21 protein-coding genes are annotated in these 19,962 nt (G+C 63.0%); 4 read left to right on the top strand and 17 right to left on the bottom strand.

The genetic code is table 11. The annotated features are described in order from the left end of the window. Positions 1 to 154: 154 nt before the first annotated feature. The 3 genes from Q7J44_RS01910 to Q7J44_RS01900 form a co-directional block, all read right to left on the bottom strand. Complete coding sequence (locus tag Q7J44_RS01910) at positions 155 to 1,687, bottom strand: bifunctional diguanylate cyclase/phosphodiesterase (protein WP_304876464.1); 1,533 nt, start codon at positions 1,685 to 1,687, stop codon at positions 155 to 157. 70 nt (positions 1,688 to 1,757) lie between these two features. Next, on the bottom strand, positions 1,758 to 2,627 hold the full coding sequence (gene ttcA / locus Q7J44_RS01905; protein ID WP_304876462.1) for a tRNA 2-thiocytidine(32) synthetase TtcA: 870 nt from the start codon (positions 2,625 to 2,627) through the stop codon (positions 1,758 to 1,760). A gap of 119 nt (positions 2,628 to 2,746) precedes the next feature. Then, positions 2,747 to 3,478, bottom strand: a complete 732-nt coding sequence (locus tag Q7J44_RS01900; RefSeq protein WP_304876460.1) for an SDR family NAD(P)-dependent oxidoreductase — start codon at positions 3,476 to 3,478, stop codon at positions 2,747 to 2,749. Between the two features lie 138 nt (positions 3,479 to 3,616). On the opposite strand from Q7J44_RS01900, the gene argB reads away from it, so the two are divergent. From argB to Q7J44_RS01880, 4 genes are all read left to right on the top strand, one after another. Continuing rightward, the gene (argB, locus tag Q7J44_RS01895) at positions 3,617 to 4,495 is read left to right on the top strand and encodes an acetylglutamate kinase (RefSeq protein WP_370692937.1); all 879 of its coding nucleotides are present in this window, start codon (positions 3,617 to 3,619) and stop codon (positions 4,493 to 4,495) included. A 65-nt stretch (positions 4,496 to 4,560) separates the two neighbouring features. After that, positions 4,561 to 5,214, top strand: a complete 654-nt coding sequence (locus tag Q7J44_RS01890) for a ferredoxin (protein ID WP_304876456.1) — start codon at positions 4,561 to 4,563, stop codon at positions 5,212 to 5,214. 26 nt (positions 5,215 to 5,240) lie between these two features. After that, complete coding sequence (locus Q7J44_RS01885; protein WP_304876454.1) at positions 5,241 to 5,744, top strand: histidine phosphatase family protein; 504 nt, start codon at positions 5,241 to 5,243, stop codon at positions 5,742 to 5,744. Positions 5,745 to 5,927: 183 nt separating this feature from the next. Continuing rightward, a complete protein-coding gene (locus Q7J44_RS01880; protein WP_304876452.1) occupies positions 5,928 to 6,113 on the top strand; it encodes a hypothetical protein in 186 nt (61 codons plus the stop codon). Between the two features lie 65 nt (positions 6,114 to 6,178). Here the strand turns inward: Q7J44_RS01880 and Q7J44_RS01875 are convergent, their stop codons facing one another. The 14 genes from Q7J44_RS01875 to Q7J44_RS01810 all read right to left on the bottom strand — a co-directional run bounded on the left by Q7J44_RS01875 (position 6,179) and on the right by Q7J44_RS01810 (position 19,961). Continuing rightward, on the bottom strand, positions 6,179 to 6,913 hold the full coding sequence (locus Q7J44_RS01875; protein ID WP_304876450.1) for a pseudouridine synthase: 735 nt from the start codon (positions 6,911 to 6,913) through the stop codon (positions 6,179 to 6,181). Positions 6,914 to 7,046: 133 nt separating this feature from the next. After that, positions 7,047 to 7,835, bottom strand: a complete 789-nt coding sequence (locus Q7J44_RS01870; RefSeq protein WP_304876449.1) for an amino acid ABC transporter ATP-binding protein — start codon at positions 7,833 to 7,835, stop codon at positions 7,047 to 7,049. A 12-nt stretch (positions 7,836 to 7,847) separates the two neighbouring features. Continuing rightward, a complete protein-coding gene (locus Q7J44_RS01865; protein WP_304876446.1) occupies positions 7,848 to 9,158 on the bottom strand; it encodes an amino acid ABC transporter permease in 1,311 nt (436 codons plus the stop codon). Position 9,159: 1 nt separating this feature from the next. Continuing rightward, on the bottom strand, positions 9,160 to 10,413 hold the full coding sequence (locus Q7J44_RS01860) for an amino acid ABC transporter permease (protein ID WP_304876444.1): 1,254 nt from the start codon (positions 10,411 to 10,413) through the stop codon (positions 9,160 to 9,162). A gap of 152 nt (positions 10,414 to 10,565) precedes the next feature. Further along, the gene (locus tag Q7J44_RS01855; RefSeq protein ID WP_304876442.1) at positions 10,566 to 11,591 is read right to left on the bottom strand and encodes an amino acid ABC transporter substrate-binding protein; all 1,026 of its coding nucleotides are present in this window, start codon (positions 11,589 to 11,591) and stop codon (positions 10,566 to 10,568) included. 241 nt (positions 11,592 to 11,832) lie between these two features. Beyond that, positions 11,833 to 12,540: an ATP12 family chaperone protein gene (locus Q7J44_RS01850; protein ID WP_304876440.1), complete on the bottom strand. Its 708-nt coding sequence runs from the start codon at positions 12,538 to 12,540 to the stop codon at positions 11,833 to 11,835. After that, entirely contained in the window at positions 12,537 to 13,580 is a 1,044-nt protein-coding gene (locus Q7J44_RS01845; RefSeq protein WP_304876438.1) for an RluA family pseudouridine synthase, read from the bottom strand. Before Q7J44_RS01845 ends, Q7J44_RS01850 begins: the two co-directional genes overlap by 4 nt. A gap of 227 nt (positions 13,581 to 13,807) precedes the next feature. Beyond that, positions 13,808 to 15,121: a replication-associated recombination protein A gene (locus Q7J44_RS01840; RefSeq protein ID WP_304876436.1), complete on the bottom strand. Its 1,314-nt coding sequence runs from the start codon at positions 15,119 to 15,121 to the stop codon at positions 13,808 to 13,810. A 79-nt stretch (positions 15,122 to 15,200) separates the two neighbouring features. After that, on the bottom strand, positions 15,201 to 16,577 hold the full coding sequence (locus Q7J44_RS01835; RefSeq protein WP_304876434.1) for a Do family serine endopeptidase: 1,377 nt from the start codon (positions 16,575 to 16,577) through the stop codon (positions 15,201 to 15,203). A gap of 152 nt (positions 16,578 to 16,729) precedes the next feature. Then, on the bottom strand, positions 16,730 to 17,143 hold the full coding sequence (gene rplQ, locus Q7J44_RS01830; protein ID WP_103334367.1) for a 50S ribosomal protein L17: 414 nt from the start codon (positions 17,141 to 17,143) through the stop codon (positions 16,730 to 16,732). 140 nt (positions 17,144 to 17,283) lie between these two features. Next, positions 17,284 to 18,300, bottom strand: a complete 1,017-nt coding sequence (locus Q7J44_RS01825; protein ID WP_135433348.1) for a DNA-directed RNA polymerase subunit alpha — start codon at positions 18,298 to 18,300, stop codon at positions 17,284 to 17,286. 119 nt (positions 18,301 to 18,419) lie between these two features. Further along, positions 18,420 to 18,815 carry a 30S ribosomal protein S11 gene (rpsK, locus tag Q7J44_RS01820; RefSeq protein ID WP_304876431.1) on the bottom strand — a complete coding sequence of 132 codons (396 nt, stop codon included), beginning with the start codon at positions 18,813 to 18,815 and terminating at the stop codon, positions 18,420 to 18,422. A gap of 15 nt (positions 18,816 to 18,830) precedes the next feature. Next, entirely contained in the window at positions 18,831 to 19,199 is a 369-nt protein-coding gene (gene rpsM, locus Q7J44_RS01815; RefSeq protein ID WP_304876429.1) for a 30S ribosomal protein S13, read from the bottom strand. Positions 19,200 to 19,376: 177 nt separating this feature from the next. Further along, positions 19,377 to 19,961, bottom strand: coding sequence for an adenylate kinase (locus Q7J44_RS01810; RefSeq protein WP_304876427.1), 585 nt, complete (start codon positions 19,959 to 19,961; stop codon positions 19,377 to 19,379). Position 19,962: the final 1 nt, after the last annotated feature.

Here is a 19,962-nt window from a genome sequence, read left to right as displayed (position 1 = left end):
TTGTTCAGGTCAGCGGTCGTTCAACAGAAGGGGGCGGCAAAGGTCAAGCGGTATTCCTGTTTGTTCCCGAGTATTGATCCCGCAAACCCGTTGCCGGCAAGAAACCCGTCCCACAGCCAGCAGGCATCGGGCTGCCCCCTATAGCACCCGGCGGTCATCCCTTCTGCCCGAATGGCGTGGCATGCTGGCGGGCGCGGTCATGCCGGTCGATCCAGGCAAAGGTGTCTTCCACCGCCATCGGGCGGGCGATGCCAAAGCCCTGAACATGGCCGCAGCCCAGTTGCGCCACGGTCACATGCTCCCCCGGGGTTTCGACGCCTTCGGCAACAGTCTCCAACCCCAGATGTTCGCACAAAGACAGGATCGCCGCGACCATCCGTTTCTGATCGGGGTCGGTGTCGCAGCGGGTGACAAAGCAGCGGTCGACCTTGATCCGCCGGATCGCAAACCGCCTTATGTTGACGATGGACGCCTGGCCGGTGCCGAAATCATCCAGATCAATGCCGCAACCCAGTTCGGCAATCCGCGCCAGATTGGTGACGATCACGTCATCGTCAGACCGCGCCGCGACCGTTTCCAGCACCTCGATCGTCAGCCGTTCCGGCAGCAGGGAAAAACGGTCAAGCTCCCAGTGCAGCCTGTCGGGCAATCGCGGATTGCGCAGTTCGGCCCCGGAAAAGTTGACAGACACGCGCGGCACACTATGCCCGGCCTTGTCCCAGCGGTTCAGCGCCGACAGCGCCCCGTACAACATCACCTCACCCAACCGTTCAGACAGCCCGGCCTCTTCAGCAAGTGGCAGAAATTCGGCGGGCGGCACAATCCCGCGGTCCGGATGTTGCCAGCGGGCAAGCGCCTCAAAACCCGTAATTTCGCCGGTGTCGGTCGAGATCTGCGGCTGGAACCACGGGCGGATCTGGCCGTCGTCCAATGCAGCCTCCAGCCCGGCGCGCAATGCGGCACGGTCTGCGCGGCGGCGGGCCATCTCTGGCTGAAACGCACGCAAGGCGCCGGGGCCGTTGCGCAGCGCCTCATCCGCCGCTGCCTGTGCAGCCTCCAGCAAGGATGCACCCAACGGGGCGGGTGCCCGGTCGGCAAGACAGAAACCCACCGACAGCGACGGATGCACGGTCAGGTCATCGACCACCAGCGGTGCTGTGACAGCCGCCTGCAACCGCGCCGCCATCTGCACCGCCATTTCCAGATCGAAGCGCCGCACCGGCGCAAGGCTGACCGCAAAGCCATGCCCCGGCAGCATCGCCACCCCATCACCGTCACGCAGGGCAAGGCCCAGACGTTCGCCGGTCCGCTGCACCACCCGGTCAAGCGCAAGCCGGCCATGCCGGTCTGTCAGCAGCGCCAGATCATCAAACATCAGCACGAAACAAGCGGTTGTGCGGCCCTGCGCCGTGCTGTCCGCCAGCAAACGGTCAAGACTGGCGATAAACTGCACTTCGGTTGCAACCCCATTCGCGCGGCCCGCCTCCGCCCCTGTCGTTGTCCGCCTGCGCCAGACGGTGAGGGCGCAAACCACCGGCACGGTGACCGCAAAGGCCAGCAATGCGGGTTCCCCCGCCAGCCAATACCCCGCGACCGTCAGACCCGAGAGCAGAATCAGCCCACCCGCACCAAAAAGCCGACGAAGCAGCGCCCAAGCTGCTGATCTGATGGACGCATTTCCGTTCATACCGCCCCCGAAACGCCGGAGGGCCATCCCCCCGCAGGGTCAAGGCTAGGGTCGTGCGGTATCTGAACCCTTAATCCGGGTCCCGAAGTTGTGGCGGATTTTCTGCATTTGTTCCAATTTGCTGCATCAGCCCGGCAAAATCGAACAGGCCCGGATCAGCCAGATGCGACGGGCGCACATTCATCAGGGACCGGAACATCACCTGCCGCCGCCCCGGCACCCGCGATTCCCACTCATCCAGCAGCTTTTTAACCTGCGCGCGCTGCAAGCCTTCCTGCGACCCGCACAGATCGCATGGGATGATCGGATAACCCATGGCGCGGGCAAACCTGTCGCAATCGGCCTCGGCCACAAAAGCCAAAGGGCGGGCGACAAACAGATCACCATCCTCATTCAACAGGCGCGGCGGCATTGAGGCAAGGCGTCCACCGTGGAACAGGTTCATGAAAAACGTCTCAAGAATATCATCGCGGTGATGGCCCAGAACCACCGTCGAACAGCCCTCTTCGCGCGCAACGCGGTAGAGGTTGCCACGCCGCAGCCGCGAGCAAAGGCTGCACATCGTGCCGCCCGGCTTGATTTTGTCGATCACCACCGAATAGGTGTCCTGATATTCAATCCGGTGCTCGACCTCCATCCGGGTCAGAAACTCGGGCAGCACGGTGGCGGGAAAACCGGGCTGGCCCTGATCCAGATTGCAGGCCAAAAGGTCCACCGGCAAGAGCCCGCGCCATTTCAGCTCGTGCAGCACCGCCAGAAGGGTATAGCTGTCCTTGCCGCCCGACAGGCAGACCAGCCAACGCTCGCCCGGTTTGGCCATGCCATAGGTCTCAATCGCCTCACGCGCCTGCTGCACCAGCCGCTTGCGCAGCTTGCGGAACTCCAGCCCCTTGGGCGCACCGTGAAACAGCGGGTGAATGTCGTCGGCATCGTCAAGCATAGTGGCCTCCGGAACTGCGGCGCGTATGCGCGGCGTCCGCGCGCTCGTCAAGCCTTACGGCTTTCCTCGCTCGGGCCGACACAGCGAGAAGCGCCCGCGAGGGAGCGCCGAGCGGCCCGTCACACATGCTGCGCGCCGTTCACCTCGATTTCGGCACCCGAGATATAGCTCGACTGGTCCGAACACAGGAACCAGATCACATCGGCCACCTCTTTGGGTTGCCCCAGCCGCTGCATCGGCAGCTTTTCGACAATCTTGTCGGTGCCCGGAGACAGGATCGCGGTTTCCACCTCGCCGGGGGCAATCGCGTTGACGCGAACGCCCAAGGGCCCGAAATCATGCGCCATCTCGCGCGTCAGCGCGGCAAGCGCCGCCTTTGACGTGGCATAGGCCGCGCCCGCAAACGGATGCACTTTGACCCCGGCAATCGAGGTCACATTGACCACCGACCCCTTGGCCGCCGCCAGCTCATCCTTCAGCCCGCGCGCCATGATGACGGAGGAGAAGAAATTGACATGAAACACCTGCCCCCATGTCCGCAGATCGGTGTCCAGAGTGTTCAGCCGCGCGCCATCCGGCCCCTTCGGGCTGATCCCGGCATTGTTGACCAGTGCATCCAGACGGCCGTTGATCTTGCTCTTGATGGTCTCAATCGCCGCGATGGTCTTGTTGGGATCAGCCAGATCAAGCTGAATATGATTGTCCTCCCCCCCGGGCCAGGGGCAACGGGCGTCAAAAGGCTGGCGCGAACAGGTCAGCACCCGCCACCCTTCGGCTGAAAACCGCTTGACCGTGGCATGGCCGATGCCGCGCGATGCGCCTGTCAGAACAATGGTTTTCTGCTCGGTCATGGCCTACTCCTTGAGCTTGGGCAAACCCTACGCTTATGGTCGGGAAAGACAAGGCGGGACAGGGTGCTTGGCAGCTTGCTGCAAAGGCGTTACCAACCACCCCAACCCGGAGGCCCCATGAAACAGCAGACCCTGACCATGCAAGACGCGCTGAACACCGCCAAGATGCTCTCTGAGGCCCTGCCCTATCTGCAACGCTACGCCGACTCGGTCGTGGTGGTGAAGTTCGGGGGCAATGCCATGGGCGACGATGCCGCCATGGCCGAATTCGCCCGCGACATCGTGCTGATGCGTCAGGTCGGGGTGAACCCGGTTGTGGTGCATGGCGGCGGACCGATGATCAATGACATGCTGAACAAGCTGGGCATCAAGAGCGAATTTGTGCGGGGCAAGCGCGTCACCGACAAGGCCACAGTGCAGGTGGTCGAGATGATCCTGTCAGGCCTCGTCAACAAGCGGATCGTGCAGGCGATCATGGATGCCGGTGGCCGCGCCGTCGGCATTTCCGGCAAGGACGACGACCTGATGGTGTGCGAGGCGGATGATCCAGAGCTCGGCTTCGTGGGCCGCCCGGTCGAGATGAACGTGCAGGTGCTGCGCGATCTGTACACTGCCGGGATCATCCCGGTGATTGCCCCTGTCGGCACCGGCATGGCGGACAATGAGACCTTCAACGTGAACGGCGATACGGCTGCCGGGGCGATTGCCGGGGCCTTGCAGGCCGACCGTCTGCTGCTGCTGACCGATGTGCAGGGCGTCAAGAACGCCGCTGGCGAGGTCATGACCCAGATCACCCCGGATGAGATCCGGCAGCTGACCGCCGATGGCGTGATCTCGGGCGGGATGATCCCCAAGACCGAAACCGCACTGCTGGCGATTGAACAGGGCACGCGGGCGGTGACGATTCTCGATGGCCGCATCCCGAATGCCTGCCTGCTGGAGCTGTTCACCGACCATGGTGCGGGCAGCCAGATCCGTTCGACCGAGCCGCGGGTGAAGCCGCTGGTGCGGCGGTGATCTGACGGCGGCCTTGGTGGCCGCTGTCGGAGCGCGCCGCGCGGGAGTATTTTGGAAAGGTGCACATGGCAAAGCTGAGCCTGGACCGTCTGACCGCGCTGCTGGAGCCGCACTTTCTGGAGGTTCTGGGCGGGTTTGACTGTGCGGGTGAGGCGGGGTTTCCCGATTGGGCGCGCAGCGCGCTGTTGCTTGGCCCGCGTGAACCGGGGTTCTGGGCGCATCTGAAGGCGCAGCCGGAATGGGGCGGGGCCGATCCGGTGGATCGCTGGTCGCGCCGGGTGATCGGGCGGCTGGCCTGCGATCTGGGCGGCAAGGCGCGCTTTCCCTTTGGCGGGCCGCCCTATGATCCGTTCTATCAATGGGCGCTGCGGACCGGCCGGGTCTGGGACAGCCCGGTCAGGCTTCTGGTGCATGGCACCCAAGGGCTGATGGTCAGCATCCGGGGGGCGTTGGTGCTGCGCGAGGCGCTGAAGCTGCCTGCCGCCCATAAGCCCTGCGAAGGCTGCGCGCAGCCTTGCGTCACGGCCTGCCCCGTCGGGGCGTTGGGGGCGGAGGGTTATGATGTGCCTGCCTGCCACAGCTTTCTCGATCAGCCGGAGGGCACCGACTGCCTGTCGAACGGCTGCCGGGTTCGCCGTGCTTGCCCGGTGTCCCAAGGCTATGCAAGACTTGGCGAACAGTCGGCCTATCATATGGGTCGATTCCACAGGGCGGGGTAACCGCCCGTATCGGGGGGAGAGTGGGAATGAAGCGCCTTATCTTGACGCGACATGCGAAATCGAGCTGGGACGATCCTTTGACGCCGGATCACGACCGGCCGCTGAACGAACGCGGGCGGGCGGCGGCGGCGGATCTGGGGCAATGGCTGGCCAGCCGGGGCTATGTGCCCGGTCAGGTGCTGTGTTCCGATGCGGCGCGGACCCGCAAGACCTGGGCGGGGATCGCACCCGCCCTGCCCGCGACGCCGGTGCTGGAGCTCAAGCCCTCACTCTATCATGCCGGGCCGGATGTGATGCTGGCGGTGCTGCGCCATGCCACGGCTGATACGGTGATGATGATCGGGCATAACCCCGGCATTGCCGAGTTTGCGACCCGTCTGGTGGCGCATGCGCCCGTCAATCCGGAGTTTTCCCGCTACCCCACAGGGGCCACGCTGGTGGTGGATTTTGTGGTGGAGTCCTGGGCGGATCTGGGCTTTGGGCAGGGGGTGGTGGACGATTTCATCGTTCCGCGAGAGATCATGGCCTGAGCCTGCCCACGGGATTCCCCCGGTGTTGCAGGATATAAGCGTCATGCAATCAAAGCCTTGGCTCCTTGATCTTCCTGAAATCTTAACGATTGCCCCCAAAACCCGGCCCTTTGGGCACCGCTTGCAGCGGTGCCCGGTTTCAGGCATGACGCATGATCAGGATCTAGAACAAGGCGACAGCCCATGGATTACGCAAAATCAGGCAACCCGAAACTGAGCAAGGATCAGGGCCGCCAGAAAGACCCCAGCGCCAAGCCGGGCAAGGAATTGAAGGCCAAGGCCCCGACCAAGACCCCGAACCTGCGCCCCAGCAAGGAAGAGCTGCTGGAGCGGATGAAGGCCAAGGCGGCGGGCAAGACGGAAGAGTAAGGCGCGCAACGGGCGTTTGCACCGGCGGGTCTTTGCCGGTGCAGGCGCAAGCGCCGGCCCGTGACCTATTGAAAGATCAGGGCAATCTGTGCCTCGGTCAGCAGCACCCACTGACCGGGCGACAGGCTGTCCGGCAGGGACAGCCCGCCCAGACTCTCGCGGTGCAGGTCTTCGACGTGGTTGCCGGTGGCCGCAAACATGCGGCGTACCTGATGGTAGCGGCCTTCGGTCACGGTCAGCCGCGCCTCGGTTTCCGAGATCACTTCCAGCCCCGCCGGGGCCAGCGGCTTGGCCTCACCTTCCAGCATCAGCTGACCCGAGGCGAACAACGCGGCTTCTGTCCCGTCCAGCGGCCGGGCCAGCCGGGCGCGATACACCTTTTTGACATGCTGACGCGGGCTGATCACGCGGTGCAGCAGGGCACCATCATCGGTCAGCAGCAGCAGGCCCGATGTCTGCTTGTCCAGCCGCCCGATGGTGGAAATTGCCGGTGTGCGCTGCCGCCAGCGGGGCGGCAGGATGTCATAGACCAGCGGCCCGGCCTCCTTGTGCGAGCAGGTCATGCCCAGAGGTTTGTGCAAAAGCATGACCAGACCCGCAACCGGATCAATCGGTTGACCGTCGATCTTCATGCGGGTGGGCAGATCCGGGGTGACCTTGATGCGCCCGGACGCACTTGACAGCGCAGTGCCGTCCAGCGTGATGCGACCGGCCTTGGCCAGTTGCGCCATTTCGCTCCGCGAGCCATAGCCCATGGAAGACAAAAGCCTGTCCACGCGCGAGGTTGAAGGGCTGGCCATGGTGCTTTGCTTTCTTGCCCGGTGCGACGGGCACCGCTCAGGGTGCTTTTCGGGCAGGCCGTGCCTGTGCACAAGATGAAAAAAGGGCCCCGCAGGGCCCTTTTGTGGCGGTCCGGTGCTGGGCCCGCCTGTGTCAGTGGCCCAGAATCTGCGACAGGAACAGTTTGGTCCGGTCCGATTGCGGGTTGTTGAAGAACTCTTTCGGCGCGTTCTGTTCCACGATCTGGCCCTGATCCATGAAGATCACCCGGTTTGCGACAGCCTGCGCGAAGCCCATTTCGTGCGTCACACACAGCATGGTCATCCCCTCTTCCGCCAGTTCGATCATGGTGTCGAGCACCTCTTTGATCATCTCGGGGTCGAGCGCGGAGGTGGGTTCGTCGAACAGCATGATGCGCGGCTTCATGCACAAGGACCGCGCGATGGCGACGCGCTGCTGCTGGCCGCCGGACAGCTGGCCGGGGTATTTGTTCGCCTGTTCAGGGATTTTCACCTTGCGCAGGTAGTGCATCGCCACCTCTTCCGCCTCGGCTTTCGGGGTCTTGCGGACCCAGATCGGCGCGAGGGTGAGGTTTTCGAGGATGGTCAGATGCGGGAACAGGTTGAAGTGCTGGAACACCATACCAACCTCGGACCTCACCTTGTCGATGTTTTTCAGGTCAGAGGTCAGTTCGGTGCCGTCAACGATGATCTGGCCCTGCTGGTGTTCTTCCAGCCGGTTGATGCAGCGGATCAGGGTGGATTTGCCGGAACCGGAGGGGCCGCAGATCACGATCCGCTCCCCCCGGTTGACGGTCATGTTGATGTCGCGCAGCACGTGGAAGGTGCCGTACCATTTGTTCATCTGGGTGATCTGGATGGCGACTTCATTGCTGACCTGCATATGGCTGCGGTCAATCTTGCGGGCGATGGCTTCGGACATGTTCCGGCTCCCTTAGCGATGATCGGTTTTCAGCTTGGCTTCCAGATACATCGAGTACCGGGACATGCCGAAGCAGAACAAAAAGAAGATGGCACCGACGAAGATGTAGGGTTCCCAATAGATCCCCTTCCAGTCGGTGGAGGCGCGGACGGCGTCGGTGATGCCCTTGAGCGGATCGAGCAGGCCGACGAAGACCACCAGTGTGGTGTCCTTGAACAGGCCGATGAAGGTCGACACGATGCCGGGGATCGAGATTTTCAGCGCCTGCGGCATGATGATCAGGCGCTGCGCCTTCCAATAGTCCAGCCCCAGTGCATCGGCGGCCTCGTACTGACCGCGTGGCAGGGCGGCGAGACCGCCCCGGACGACTTCGGCGATGTAGGCGGCTGCAAACAGCACCACCATGATGATGACGCGCAGGATGATGTCGAAATCGGTGCCCGGCGGCAGGAAGTAGTTCAGCAGCAGGGAGGCGGTGAACAGCAGGGTAATCAGCGGCACACCCCGGATGAATTCGATAAACCCGACCGACAGTTTGTTGACGATGAACATGTCGGACTGACGGCCAAGCGCCAGCATGATCCCCAGCGGCAGCGAAAAGGCGATGCCGGTGAAGCCGATGGTGAAGGCAAGGATGAAGCCGCCGAATTCCCGCGAGCGCACGCCTTGCAGCGCGATCGGGAGGATGGATTGCAACGCGTCAGCCGCAGGGCCGGCAAGGAACAGCCACCACAGCACAGGTGCCAGAACGGCGGCGATGGTGGCAAGGATGGTGCCGGCGACGGGCTGCAGCAGCTTCGCGGCGAAGTAGCCGATGACAAAGCCCGCGACCGCCATGACCGGAACCCAGACCGTGCCGCCCCACAGCAGCCAGAAGCCGACGGCGGGGTAGATCAGCGAGAACCACAGCATTTTGCGCGGCAGTTTGTCGAACAGCACTGGGGCCACGGCGACGCACAGCAGCACAAAGGCCAGAACCGGGCGCCAGTACAGGTGCGACGGGTAAAAGCCGAACAGGTATTGCGGCCAGCGTTCGCGGATCACGGCCCAGCAGGCGCCGGTGACACCGGGGCCATGGCGCTCGGCGATGATCAGGCGGCATTCGGACAGGCTGCCCGCGTTCCAGACCGAACGTGACAGCCAGGGTGCGATGTGCAGGATGATCCAGGCCACGGCCGCGATGCCCAGAACGGTCAGGATACCGTTAAGGACGGACGAGAACAGGTTTTCGCGCACCCATTTGACGGCACCGGCCTCTGTCAGTGGCGGGGCCTGTTCGGGCAGCATTTCGGTGCGCACGAAGGTGCTTGTGCTGGTGTTCATCTCAGCGCTCCTTCAGCTTGACGCGGTTGTTGTAGACGTTCATCGCAGACGAGATCAGCAGGCTGATGATCAGGTAGATCAGCATCAGCAGCATCATCGCCTCCAGCCCGCGCCCGGTCTGGTTCAGCGTGATGCCGCCCAGCGTGCCGCGCAGGTCCATGTAGCCGACGGCGATGGCCAGCGACGAATTCTTGGTAAGGTTGAGGTATTGCGAGATCAGCGGCGGGATGATGACCCGCAGCGCCTGTGGCAGGATGATCAGGCTCATCGTGCGGCCAGGGCGCAGGCCGAGGGCAAAGGCCGCCTCGGACTGCCCGCGCGAAATGGCATTGATCCCGGCGCGGACGATTTCGGCGATAAAGGCGGCGGTATAGAGCGTCAGCGCCAGCCACAGGGCCACCAGCGAGTTGGAAACCTGCAGCCCCCCGGTGAAGTTGAAGCCTTGCAGGCTGGGGCTGTCCAGATGGGTCCCAAGCGCCAGCAGCACCAGAATGATCGGCCCGAACAGCGCCAGCAGGCACTGCCACCAGGTGGTGGGGCGGACGCCGGTGGCTTCCTGAATGCGGGTCGCGCGGCGCAGGATGGCGCGGTTGATCAGGAACCCGCCGAGCAGTGCTGCCACAATCGCCGTCAGATCAAGGTTCAGCCACAGCGGACCCAAGGGCAGCCAGCCGAGCGAGCGGTCAAACATCAGCCACGGAATGGCGGTGTAGCGGTTGGTAAAGGCCACCGTGTCAAACATCACCATCGACGCCGCCGGCGTGTCGCCGCGAAATGCGTTCGGGGCCGGAAAGGCTTCGGTGAACATGGTGTAGATGATCAGGATCCACAGCAGCAGCGGAATGTTGCGGAAAATCTCGACATAGACCGTCATCAGCCGGCCAATCACCCAGTTGTTCGACAGGCGCAGAACTCCGGCGATAACCCCCACAACCGTCGCCGCGATACAGCCCAGAAAGGCGATCAGCAGCGTATTCAGCAGCCCGACCAGCGTTGCACGGGCATGGGTGCTGTCATTGGTGTATTCCACCAGCGTCTGGTTGATATCATACCCGGCGCGGTTCCACAGGAACCCGAAATCGATGCCCCGCCCCAGTGCGGCCAGATTGCGCAGCAGGTTGTCAATCAGCCAGGCAGCCCCCAGCATGACAAGCATGAGCACAATGATCTGAATGGTGATGGAACGATAGCGGGTGTCGTAGATGAGCATCCCGAGCCGAAAGCCAGCTTTCGGTTCTTCCGTGACTACGGCCATTTATTTTCCCCTGAAGTCCGCGCGTGCCCGGGCTTTGCCCTTGTGTGTGGGGACGATCCCCCGACGCTGCGGATTACCCTGTTCTTGCTTTGGAAAGGATCTTGGTTTTGGAAAGGGCGCGCCATGACGGCGCGCCCAGATCTCCTAGCCGATCAACGGAACGGCGGGGTGTAGAGCAGACCGCCCTGGGTCCACTGTGCGTTCAGACCGCGTGCCAGACCGATCGGGGTCGATTCGCCGATGGTTGCCGCGAAAATCTCGCCATAGTTGCCCGAGGCCTTGATCGCGTTCTTGGCCCATTCAACGTCAAGCCCGATCATCGCGCCCAGATTGTCCGAGCTGCCCAGCAAACGCTGAACTTCCGGATTCTGCGACGAGGTCGCCAGTTCGTCGATGTTGGCCGAGGTGATGCCGAATTCTTCGGCAGCGACCAGAGCGTTCATCGTCCAGCGGATCACATCACCCCATTCGCTGTCGCCATGGCGCACTGCAGGCCCGAGCGGTTCTTTGGAGATGATTTCCGGCAGGATGACGTGGTTTTCCGGGTCAGCAAAGGCTGCACGGGTGGCTGCCAGACCGGACGCATCGGTGGTGTAGGCGTCGCAGGCCCCAGCCAGATACTGCTGTTCGCCTTCGGCGTTGGTCTCAATCGGAACCGCCGTATAGGTCATGTTGTTGGCTTTGAAGTAGTCAGCCAGATTCAGTTCCGTGGTGGTGCCGGTCTGGATGCAGATCGTGGCGCCGTTCAGCTCTTTGGCCGAAGACACGCCCAGATCGTTGCGGACCATGAAGCCCTGACCGTCATAGTAGTTCACGCCGACGAAATCCATTTTCAGGTCCGTATCGCGTGAGAAGGTCCAGGTGGTGTTGCGGATCAGAAAGTCGATCCGGCCCGAGGTCAGCTGTTCAAAGCGGTCCGACGATGTGGTCGGGATATAGACCACTTTGGATGCATCGCCGAAGATCGCGCCGGCAACGGCTTTGCACAGGGCAACGTCAAAGCCCTGCCAGTTGCCGCTTGCATCCGGGGCGGCAAAGCCGACCAGCCCGGTGTTGACGCCACAGTTCAGTTCGCCACGGGCCTTGACGGTTGCAAGCGTCGAGGTGCCCTGCGCCAGTGCCATACCTGCAAACAGGGTGGTGGCCGCGAGGGTGCCGAGGAATACGGATTGTTTCATTCTTACCTCATCCTGAGTTGTCAGCCTTGTGCCGACGTTTTTTATGCCCCGAGGCCGGTTGATGGGCGGACGGGGACGAAACTAGTGGAGGTGAGCCTCTCCCAGTTGGGACAGTTTCCTCCGAAGCGGTTTGAAAGGTCAAGCGTGTCGCAGAAATTTGCCTAAATTCTTTGCATATTAACGCTTTAAAGGCTGTTCCGGGCAGGTTGGCGTCGCAGCGCCTGCGTTTTAGGCAGGATTGTTACCCGCACAATGCAAAGAATCGCTCTGCTGTCAGCAAAGCGTCGCGGCGAAGGGCCTCCAGCGCGGCGGCGTCTTCATCGGTGCCCCAGAGCTCATTTTGCCAGGATTCGTCGATTCGGCTGAGGGCAAAAGCCTGCTCTGCCGTAAGTCGCTGCCGCGCCACCGCAAGGCCCAGAACCAGCGAGCCGGAGATCGCCACAAGGTCATGCAGGGCCGCCAGCTGGAACGGGGTATGCGCCGCCACATGGGCGCGCAGGCGGGCAAGGCTGGTGGCAGGTTGCGGCACCGGAATGACGCCATGGGTGACATCCAGCGGCGCGCCAAGTTCGTCGCGCGCCCAGTCAAGCCACGGACCCCAGCCCGCCGCCTGCCGGTCGATCAGCGGCTGCGGATCGGTGGCGCGGTAGCACAACAGGTCGGTGCTGCCGTAATTGGCAATCTCAGCCACCACGCCATCCACCTGCGGGGCGACCTTGTCGATGGCGGAATTGGCGGCGCGGGTCAGCGGCATGGTGTCGGGCCGGATCAGGCCCTGCTGCTGATCCCACTCAGCGGCAATGGCCTGCGCCATTGCCAGCGTGGGCAATGTCAGCGGCTGCTTGGCCGGGGTCTTTACCGGCTTCGCATCCAGCCGGACGGTGAAGCCGCCAGCGCAAGGTACGGCCTGCGCCGCAGCCCAGAACCGCTTGGCCGCCCAGGCGCTCACCGCAAGCTCTCAAACGGGTCGGCGGGGACGTCTTTTTCGTTCCAGTCCAGCAGCTTCCACGTCCGTGCCATGTGTTCGGGCAAGGGTGCTGTAAAGGTCATCATCTCCTTGGTGATCGGGTGCTGAACCGACAGCATGCGGGCGTGCAGGTGCATCTTCTTCGACATCTCACCCCCGGCCTGCGCGCCCCAGCCGTCACCCATATTCTCTTGCGCGGTGCTGCCGTATTTGCCGTCACCGATGATCGGGTGGCCCAGTTCGGCCAGATGCGCGCGCAGCTGGTGGGTGCGGCCCGTGACCGGCTCCAGCGCCATCCAGCTCATGCGGGTGCCGAGGAACCAGAGCGTAAAAAAGTCGGTATGCGCGCGTTTGGCATCTGGGAAGTCTGACATCTTGGCGGGGTGGATGCAGAGCATCTTTTCACCCTCGCCCCGCCCGCCGCCGGGGGCCTTCATCAGCCCGTATTTGATCGACCCTTGCCGCGGGTGCGGCACACCGGCGACCAGCGCCCAATAGATCTTGCGGGTGTTGCGGTGGCGCAGCGCTTCGGACAGCGCCCGCGCCACCCGGTCGGTGCGCGCCAGCATCAACAGGCCCGATGTGTCCTTGTCCAGCCGGTGGACCAGTTTGGGCTTGTCTTTGTAGCCGAACTTCAGCGCTTCGGCCAACCCATCCACATGCCGGTCGCCCTGCCCAGAGCCGCCCTGTGACGGCAGGCCGGCGGGTTTGTTCAGGATGATGATATGCTCATCCTTCCACAGCACCGCGTTCTGGATCAGCTTGGTATCGGCGGCAGAGATCCGGCTTTCGGGGGAACGGCTGGGCGCTTCGGTGTCGGGCAAGGGCGGCACGCGGATGGTCTGGCCGGGGGCGATGCGGTCTGCCGCGCGTGCCCGCGCACCATCGACCCGGATCTGCCCGGTGCGGCACATCTTTTCGACATGGCCCTGGGTCAGCTGCGGAAAGCGGCGCTTGAACCATTTGTCCAGCCGCTGTTCGCCCTCATCTTCAGACACCGTTAATGTTTTCACGCCACTCATATCATGGACCTTGCAAGTTGGAGGCCCACCAGACCTGCGGCAAGCGAGAACGAAACGACACCCCGGTCGCCCGCAACGGGCCTGCAGGGGTCAGGATTAAGGGCTGTCTTTGCGGTTATTGGGCGGAATTGTCAACGTGCGCTCGCCCGACGCACAGGCATTGCGCATTCTGCTGCCGCATTCATCCTGGCTAAAACACGCCCTGTGGCCCGCACCCTGCGCTGCGCTCAGCCACCCTGCCGCTTTGCCCGCAGTTTCGCAAAATACTCCACCCGCTTTTTCAGCTCGCGCTCATAGCCGCGTTCGGGCGGCAGATAGAACACCGGGCGCTTCATGCCTTCGGGGAAGTAGTCCTGCCCGGAAAAGCCATCCTCGGCCTCATGGTCATAGGCATAGCCCGAGCCATAGCCGATATCCTTCATCATCTTGGTCGGCGCGTTCAGTATGTGGCGCGGGGGCATCTGGCTGCCAGTCTCACGCGCCGAGGCCCGTGCCGCCTTATAGGCTACATAGACCGCGTTCGATTTGGGCGCGAGCGCGAGGTAGACCACGGCATTGGCCAGCGCCAACTCTCCCTCGGGGCTGCCAAGCCGTTCGTAGGTGTTCCACGCGTCCAGACAGACCGAATGCGCCTGCGGTTCGGCAAGGCCGATATCTTCTACCGCCATCCGGGTCAGGCGGCGGGCAAGGAAGCGCGGGTCCTCGCCGCCTTCCAGCATGCGGGCAAACCAGTAAAGCGCGGCATCGGGGTCCGACCCGCGCACCGATTTGTGCAAGGCAGAAATCAGGTTGTAATGCTCTTCGCCCGATTTGTCGTATTTCGCGGCCCGCCGCATCAGCCGGGTGGCCAGCTGATCACGGTCGATGGATTTTTCCACCCGCCACGCCGCCACCTGCTCGATCAGGTTCAGAAGCGCCCGCCCGTCGCCATCGGCCATTTCCAGCAGCGACTCGCCCGCCTCGCCGGTCAGGGGCAGCGTGCGGCCAAGCTCCATTTCGGCGCGCTGCATCATGCGTTCCAGATCGGCAAGCGACAGGCGTTCCAGCACAATCACCTGCGCGCGCGACATAAGGGCGGCGTTCAGCTCGAAACTCGGGTTCTCAGTCGTGGCGCCGACCAGCAGGATGGTGCCATCCTCCATATGTGGCAGGAACCCGTCTTGCTGCGCCTTGTTGAAGCGATGAATTTCATCAACAAAAAGCAGTGTGCCCTGCCCGTTCTGCCGCCGGATCTTGGCGGATTCGAACACTTTGCGCAGATCCGGCACGCCGGTGAAGATGGCGGAGATCTGCACAAAGGCAAGATCGGTTTCATCCGCCAGGAGCCGGGCGATCGTGGTCTTGCCCACGCCGGGCGGGCCCCAGAGAATAAGCGAAGACAGCGATTTTGCCGCCAGCATCGCCCCAAGCGGCCCTTCGGGGCCCAGCACGTGGCGCTGCCCGATTACCTCTGCCAGCGTCTGCGGGCGCAGACGGTCGGCCAGAGGGCGGGGGCCTTCGGCTTTCGGGGTCGCGGCGGCGGTGTCAAACAGGTCTGGCATGGGCTTAACCTACGCCCCTGCGCGCGACTGCGCCAGAGCATGTCACGTTCAGGTGTATTCCAGCCAAACCCGACATGCGTCAGAGCCGGAAACGCAGGCGCAGGATCTGGCCACCCCGGTTCACATCGATGGCCCAGAGGCGGGTCTGTTCCTGCGCGGCGGTGGCCACATCCTGCGGATCGGTGATCGGGCGGCCATTGATCGCCAGCAGCGCATCGCCGGGGCGCAGACCAACCTGTGCGGCAAGATCCTGCGCTGCCGTCACGACCACACCGCTGGCATCCATCAGCAGCCCCATCTCGGCCATCAGGGCCGGGTTGATCCGCGCCACGCTCAGGCCCCGCAGGGCGACCCGGTCTGTGATGCTGACCGGATCACGCGGCGGCAATTCGGGCGCGGCGATCAGGGTGACATCGACGGTCGTGGTGCCGTCCTCATCCAGATAGGTGACCGGCACGGTCGCCCCGATGCCAAGCGCGGACAGGCGGAAGATCATTTCCTGCGGCGTGTTGGTCGGCGCGCCCGCGACCGACAGCACCACGTCGCCGGGGCGCAGGCCCGCCTTGCCAAAGGGGCTTTCCGGGTGCAGATCGGACAACAGAACACCATCCGGGCGCGGCAGGTTCATCGCCGCCGCCAGCCCGGCATCCATCGCCTGCCCGTTCACTCCGGCCCAAGGGCGTTCAAACCGCGTGCCACCCGCCACCGCCTGCGCCACCACCGTTTCCACCAGATTGGCCGGAATGGCAAAGCCGATGCCATTCGACCCACCCGAGCGGGTCAGAATCGCTGTGTTGATGCCGACCAGACGCCCCTTCATATCCACCAGCGCACCGCCGGAATTACCGGGGTTGATCGCCGCATCGGTCTGGATAAAGTAGCCGCGCCCCAGCTCGACCGAGCTGCGTGCGAGGCCCGACACGATACCGGAAGACACCGTCTGCCCCACGCCGAACGGGTTGCCGATGGCCAGCACCAGATCACCGACCTCTACCTCATCGGAATCGCGGAATTCCAGCGCGGGCAGGTCGGCGGCATCTTTCAGGCGCAGGATGGCCAGATCGCTTTCCTCATCGCCCAGGATAAGATCGGCGGCATATTCGCGGCGGTCGTTCAGCACGACGCGGATTTCGGTCGCGCGGCCCACCACATGGTAATTCGACACCACGATGCCATCACCCGAGACAATCACCCCCGACCCCAGCGAGTTCTGCACCCTTGGCTGGCTTTGGCCATAGCCGCTGAAGAACTGATCAAAAAACGGATCACCGGCAAAGGGCGACAGGCGTTCTTCAACCACACGGCTGGCGTAGATGTTGACCACGGCGGGCGCGGTCGATTTCACCACCGGGGCAAAGCTGAGGCTGATTTCTGCGGCAGTGACCGGGGGGCGGGATTCGGTCTGGGCGGCCAGCGGGGTGGCGCAGAGAAGGATGAGGGCGGCGAGGCGGAGCATGTGGCATCCCTTTCAGGTTTGCACAGGGATATGGCAACGCACCGGGAGGTTTCAACCGCTTGCGCACAGGTCAGCGGACATGGTCAAAAACAAAGCCCGCCCCTGTTACCGGGGGCGGGCTTTGCGAAACTCTGGCCGGTTGGCTGGTCGGCTTATTCAGCCTCGAACGCTTCGGTCCGGGCGTGGTCGGCAGCGCCTTTGGCATTCGGGTCGCGGTCAACGAATTCGATGATCGCCATCGGGGCCATGTCGCCATAGCGGAAGCCAGCCTTCAGCACGCGCACATAACCGCCCTGACGGTCCTTGTAGCGGGGGCCGAGGATTTCGAACAGGCGCGCGGTGTGCATGTCCTGTTTCAGCTGCGAATGCGCCTGGCGGCGGGCGTGCAGATCGCCGCGCTTAGCCAGCGTGATCAGCTTTTCGATGATCGGGCGCAGTTCTTTGGCCTTCGGCAGGGTGGTCTTGATCTGTTCGTGTTCGATCAGCGAACCGGCCATGTTGGCGAACATCGCTTTGCGGTGTTCATGGGTCCGGTTCAGTTTGCGGTAGCCGTTCGAGTGACGCATGGGAATCTCCTAAAGACGCGTGTTTTACTTTGTCCGGTGCGGCCTACGTGCGGCTGCACTCACCTTGGGGCCTTGTGGCCCAGTTGTTCCCCGGCAGTCCGGGCATTTGGTGCTGGGGGGCGTTGCCGCCCCCCGAATTGTCAGAACTGGTCCTCAAAACGCTTGGCCAGATCTTCGATGTTCTCTGGCGGCCAGTCTTCGACTTCCATGCCCAGATGCAGACCCATGCCCGACAGCACTTCCTTGATCTCGTTCAGGGACTTGCGACCGAAGTTCGGGGTACGGAGCATTTCGGCTTCGGTTTTCTGGATCAGATCGCCGATGTAGACGATGTTGTCGTTCTTCAGGCAGTTGGCCGAGCGGACAGACAGTTCCAGCTCGTCGACTTTCTTCAGCAGCAGCGGGTTGAATTCCAGACCCGCATCGACTTCGCCCAGTTTCGCCGATTCCGGCTCGTCGAAGTTGACGAAGATCGACAGCTGGTCCTGCAGAATGCGCGCAGCATAGGCCACGGCGTCATCCGGCGTCAGCGAGCCGTCGGTTTCAACCTTCATCGTCAGCTTGTCATAGTCCAGCACCTGACCTTCGCGGGTCGGCTGCACTTCGTAGCTGACCTTTTTCACCGGCGAGTAGATCGCATCAATCGGGATCAGCCCGATCGGGGCATCTTCCGGGCGGTTCTTGTCGGCCGAGACATAGCCTTTGCCGGTGTTCACGGTCAGTTCCATGAACACATCGGCACCATCGTCAAGGTGGCAGATCACGTGCTCACGGTTCAGAATCTCGATGCCGTTCGACTCCGAGATATCTGCCGCCGTCACGACGCCCGGGCCCTTGGCCGAGATCGACAGGCGCTTTGGCCCCTCGACGTCCATCTTGATGGACACGCCTTTGAGGTTCAGCACGATGTCGGTCACGTCTTCGCGCACGCCAGCGACGCTGGAAAACTCGTGCAGCACGTTGTCGATCTGAACGCTTGTGATGGCAGCACCTTGCAGGCTGCTCATCAGCACCCGGCGCAGGGCGTTGCCCAGCGTCAGGCCGAAGCCGCGCTCCAGCGGTTCGGCGATCACGGTCGCAACACGCGCCGCATCCGATCCCGGTTTTACAACCAGTTGGGTCGGTTTGATCAGTTCTTGCCAGTTCTTATGGATCATGCTGTCGCCTCCATTCTTGTCCCATTGCCCATGTCCAGCAAGCGGTGGGACGCCCGAGGGTCCTTAAATGCCGAAATCGGGCCGTGCGATGTCGCACGGCCCGACACAATATCTGCCGATCAGACGCGGCGGCGCTTCGGCGGGCGGCAACCGTTGTGCGCCAGCGGAGTCACGTCGCGGATCGAAGTGATGTTCAGGCCAACAGCCGCAAGGGCGCGCAGCGCCGATTCACGGCCCGAACCCGGACCCTGCACTTCAACCTCAACGGTTTTCATGCCATGCTCCTGAGCCTTGCGACCAGCATCCTCAGCAGCCATCTGGGCGGCATAAGGCGTCGACTTGCGCGAGCCTTTGAAGCCCATGGTGCCCGAGGACGACCACGAAATCGCATTGCCCTGAACGTCAGAGATCAGGATCTTGGTGTTGTTGAACGAAGAGTTCACGTGAACAACGCCAGCGGCGATGTTCTTGCGCTCTTTTTTCTTGGTGCGGGATGCTTTGGTATCGCGTGCCATATGTGTCTGCTCCCCTTATTTCTTCTTGCCAGCGATGGCTTTTGCGGGGCCCTTGCGGGTACGAGCATTGGTATGGGTGCGCTGACCGCGGACCGGCAGGCCCTTGCGGTGACGCAGGCCGCGATAGCAGCCAAGGTCCATCAGACGCTTGATGTTCATCGAAGTTTCGCGACGCAGGTCACCTTCAACGGTGAAGTTCGCATCGATGAATTCGCGGATCGCCAGAACTTCGGCATCCGACAATTCATTGACGCGACGGGCGCGGTCGATGTTGAGCGAAGCGCAGACGGCTTCAGCATTGGCGGGGCCAATACCGGTGATGTAGGTGAGGGCGATCGGAACCCGTTTCTGGGTCGGAATGTTAACGCCAGCAATACGTGCCAAACGTGTGTCCTTTTCATTGTTGCGGTTCCGTGGTGCCAGAACCTTTTTTCACAACTCCATCAGGGCCAGGCCCGGATGACGCTCTTCCCGGAAATGGGAAACCTCGGCACGATTCCATGCCGGGACGGTGTGCTTTATGGGCAAATGCCGCGCCCGTCAAGGGCGGCGGCGGGGTTTTCAGGGTTTGTCAAGAATTTTCGAGACAGCATCGGCCACACTGTCCATTTCGGCCAGACCGTCAACCGACCGCAAAGCACCTTTGGCGTAATAATAGCCGATCAGCGGCGCGGTGTTTTTGTAATACTCCCGCAGGCGCACTTCGAACACTTCGGGGGTGTCGTCGCGGCGGACCGGCTCGCCGTTCAGGCGCGCCTCTTCCGCGCGTTTGACGATGCGGCCCACAAGGGCTGCGTCATCAACCGACAGCTCGATCACCGCGTCCAGCGCCAAGCCCTTTTTCGCCAGCAGATCAGCCAGTGCATCGGCCTGTTTCAGCGTGCGTGGAAAGCCGTCGAAGATGAAGCCGCCCGCAGCGCCCTTTGTCAGCTGCTCATCGATCAGACCGATCACGATCTCATCGGTGACCAGCGCGCCACGCTCCATCACCTCGGCGACGCGGCGGCCCATTTCAGTTCCGCTGGTCTTGGCGGCGCGCAGCATGTCGCCGGTGGACAGCTGCACCATGCCACGACTGTCAACCAGCCGCTTGGCCTGCGTGCCCTTGCCCGCCCCCGGGGGCCCCAGAAGAATAATGTTTGCCATG

The organism is Pseudotabrizicola sp. (genome assembly GCF_030656345.1).
Classification (GTDB): domain Bacteria; phylum Pseudomonadota; class Alphaproteobacteria; order Rhodobacterales; family Rhodobacteraceae; genus Pseudotabrizicola.
This window is presented reverse-complemented; position numbering and strand designations above follow the sequence as displayed.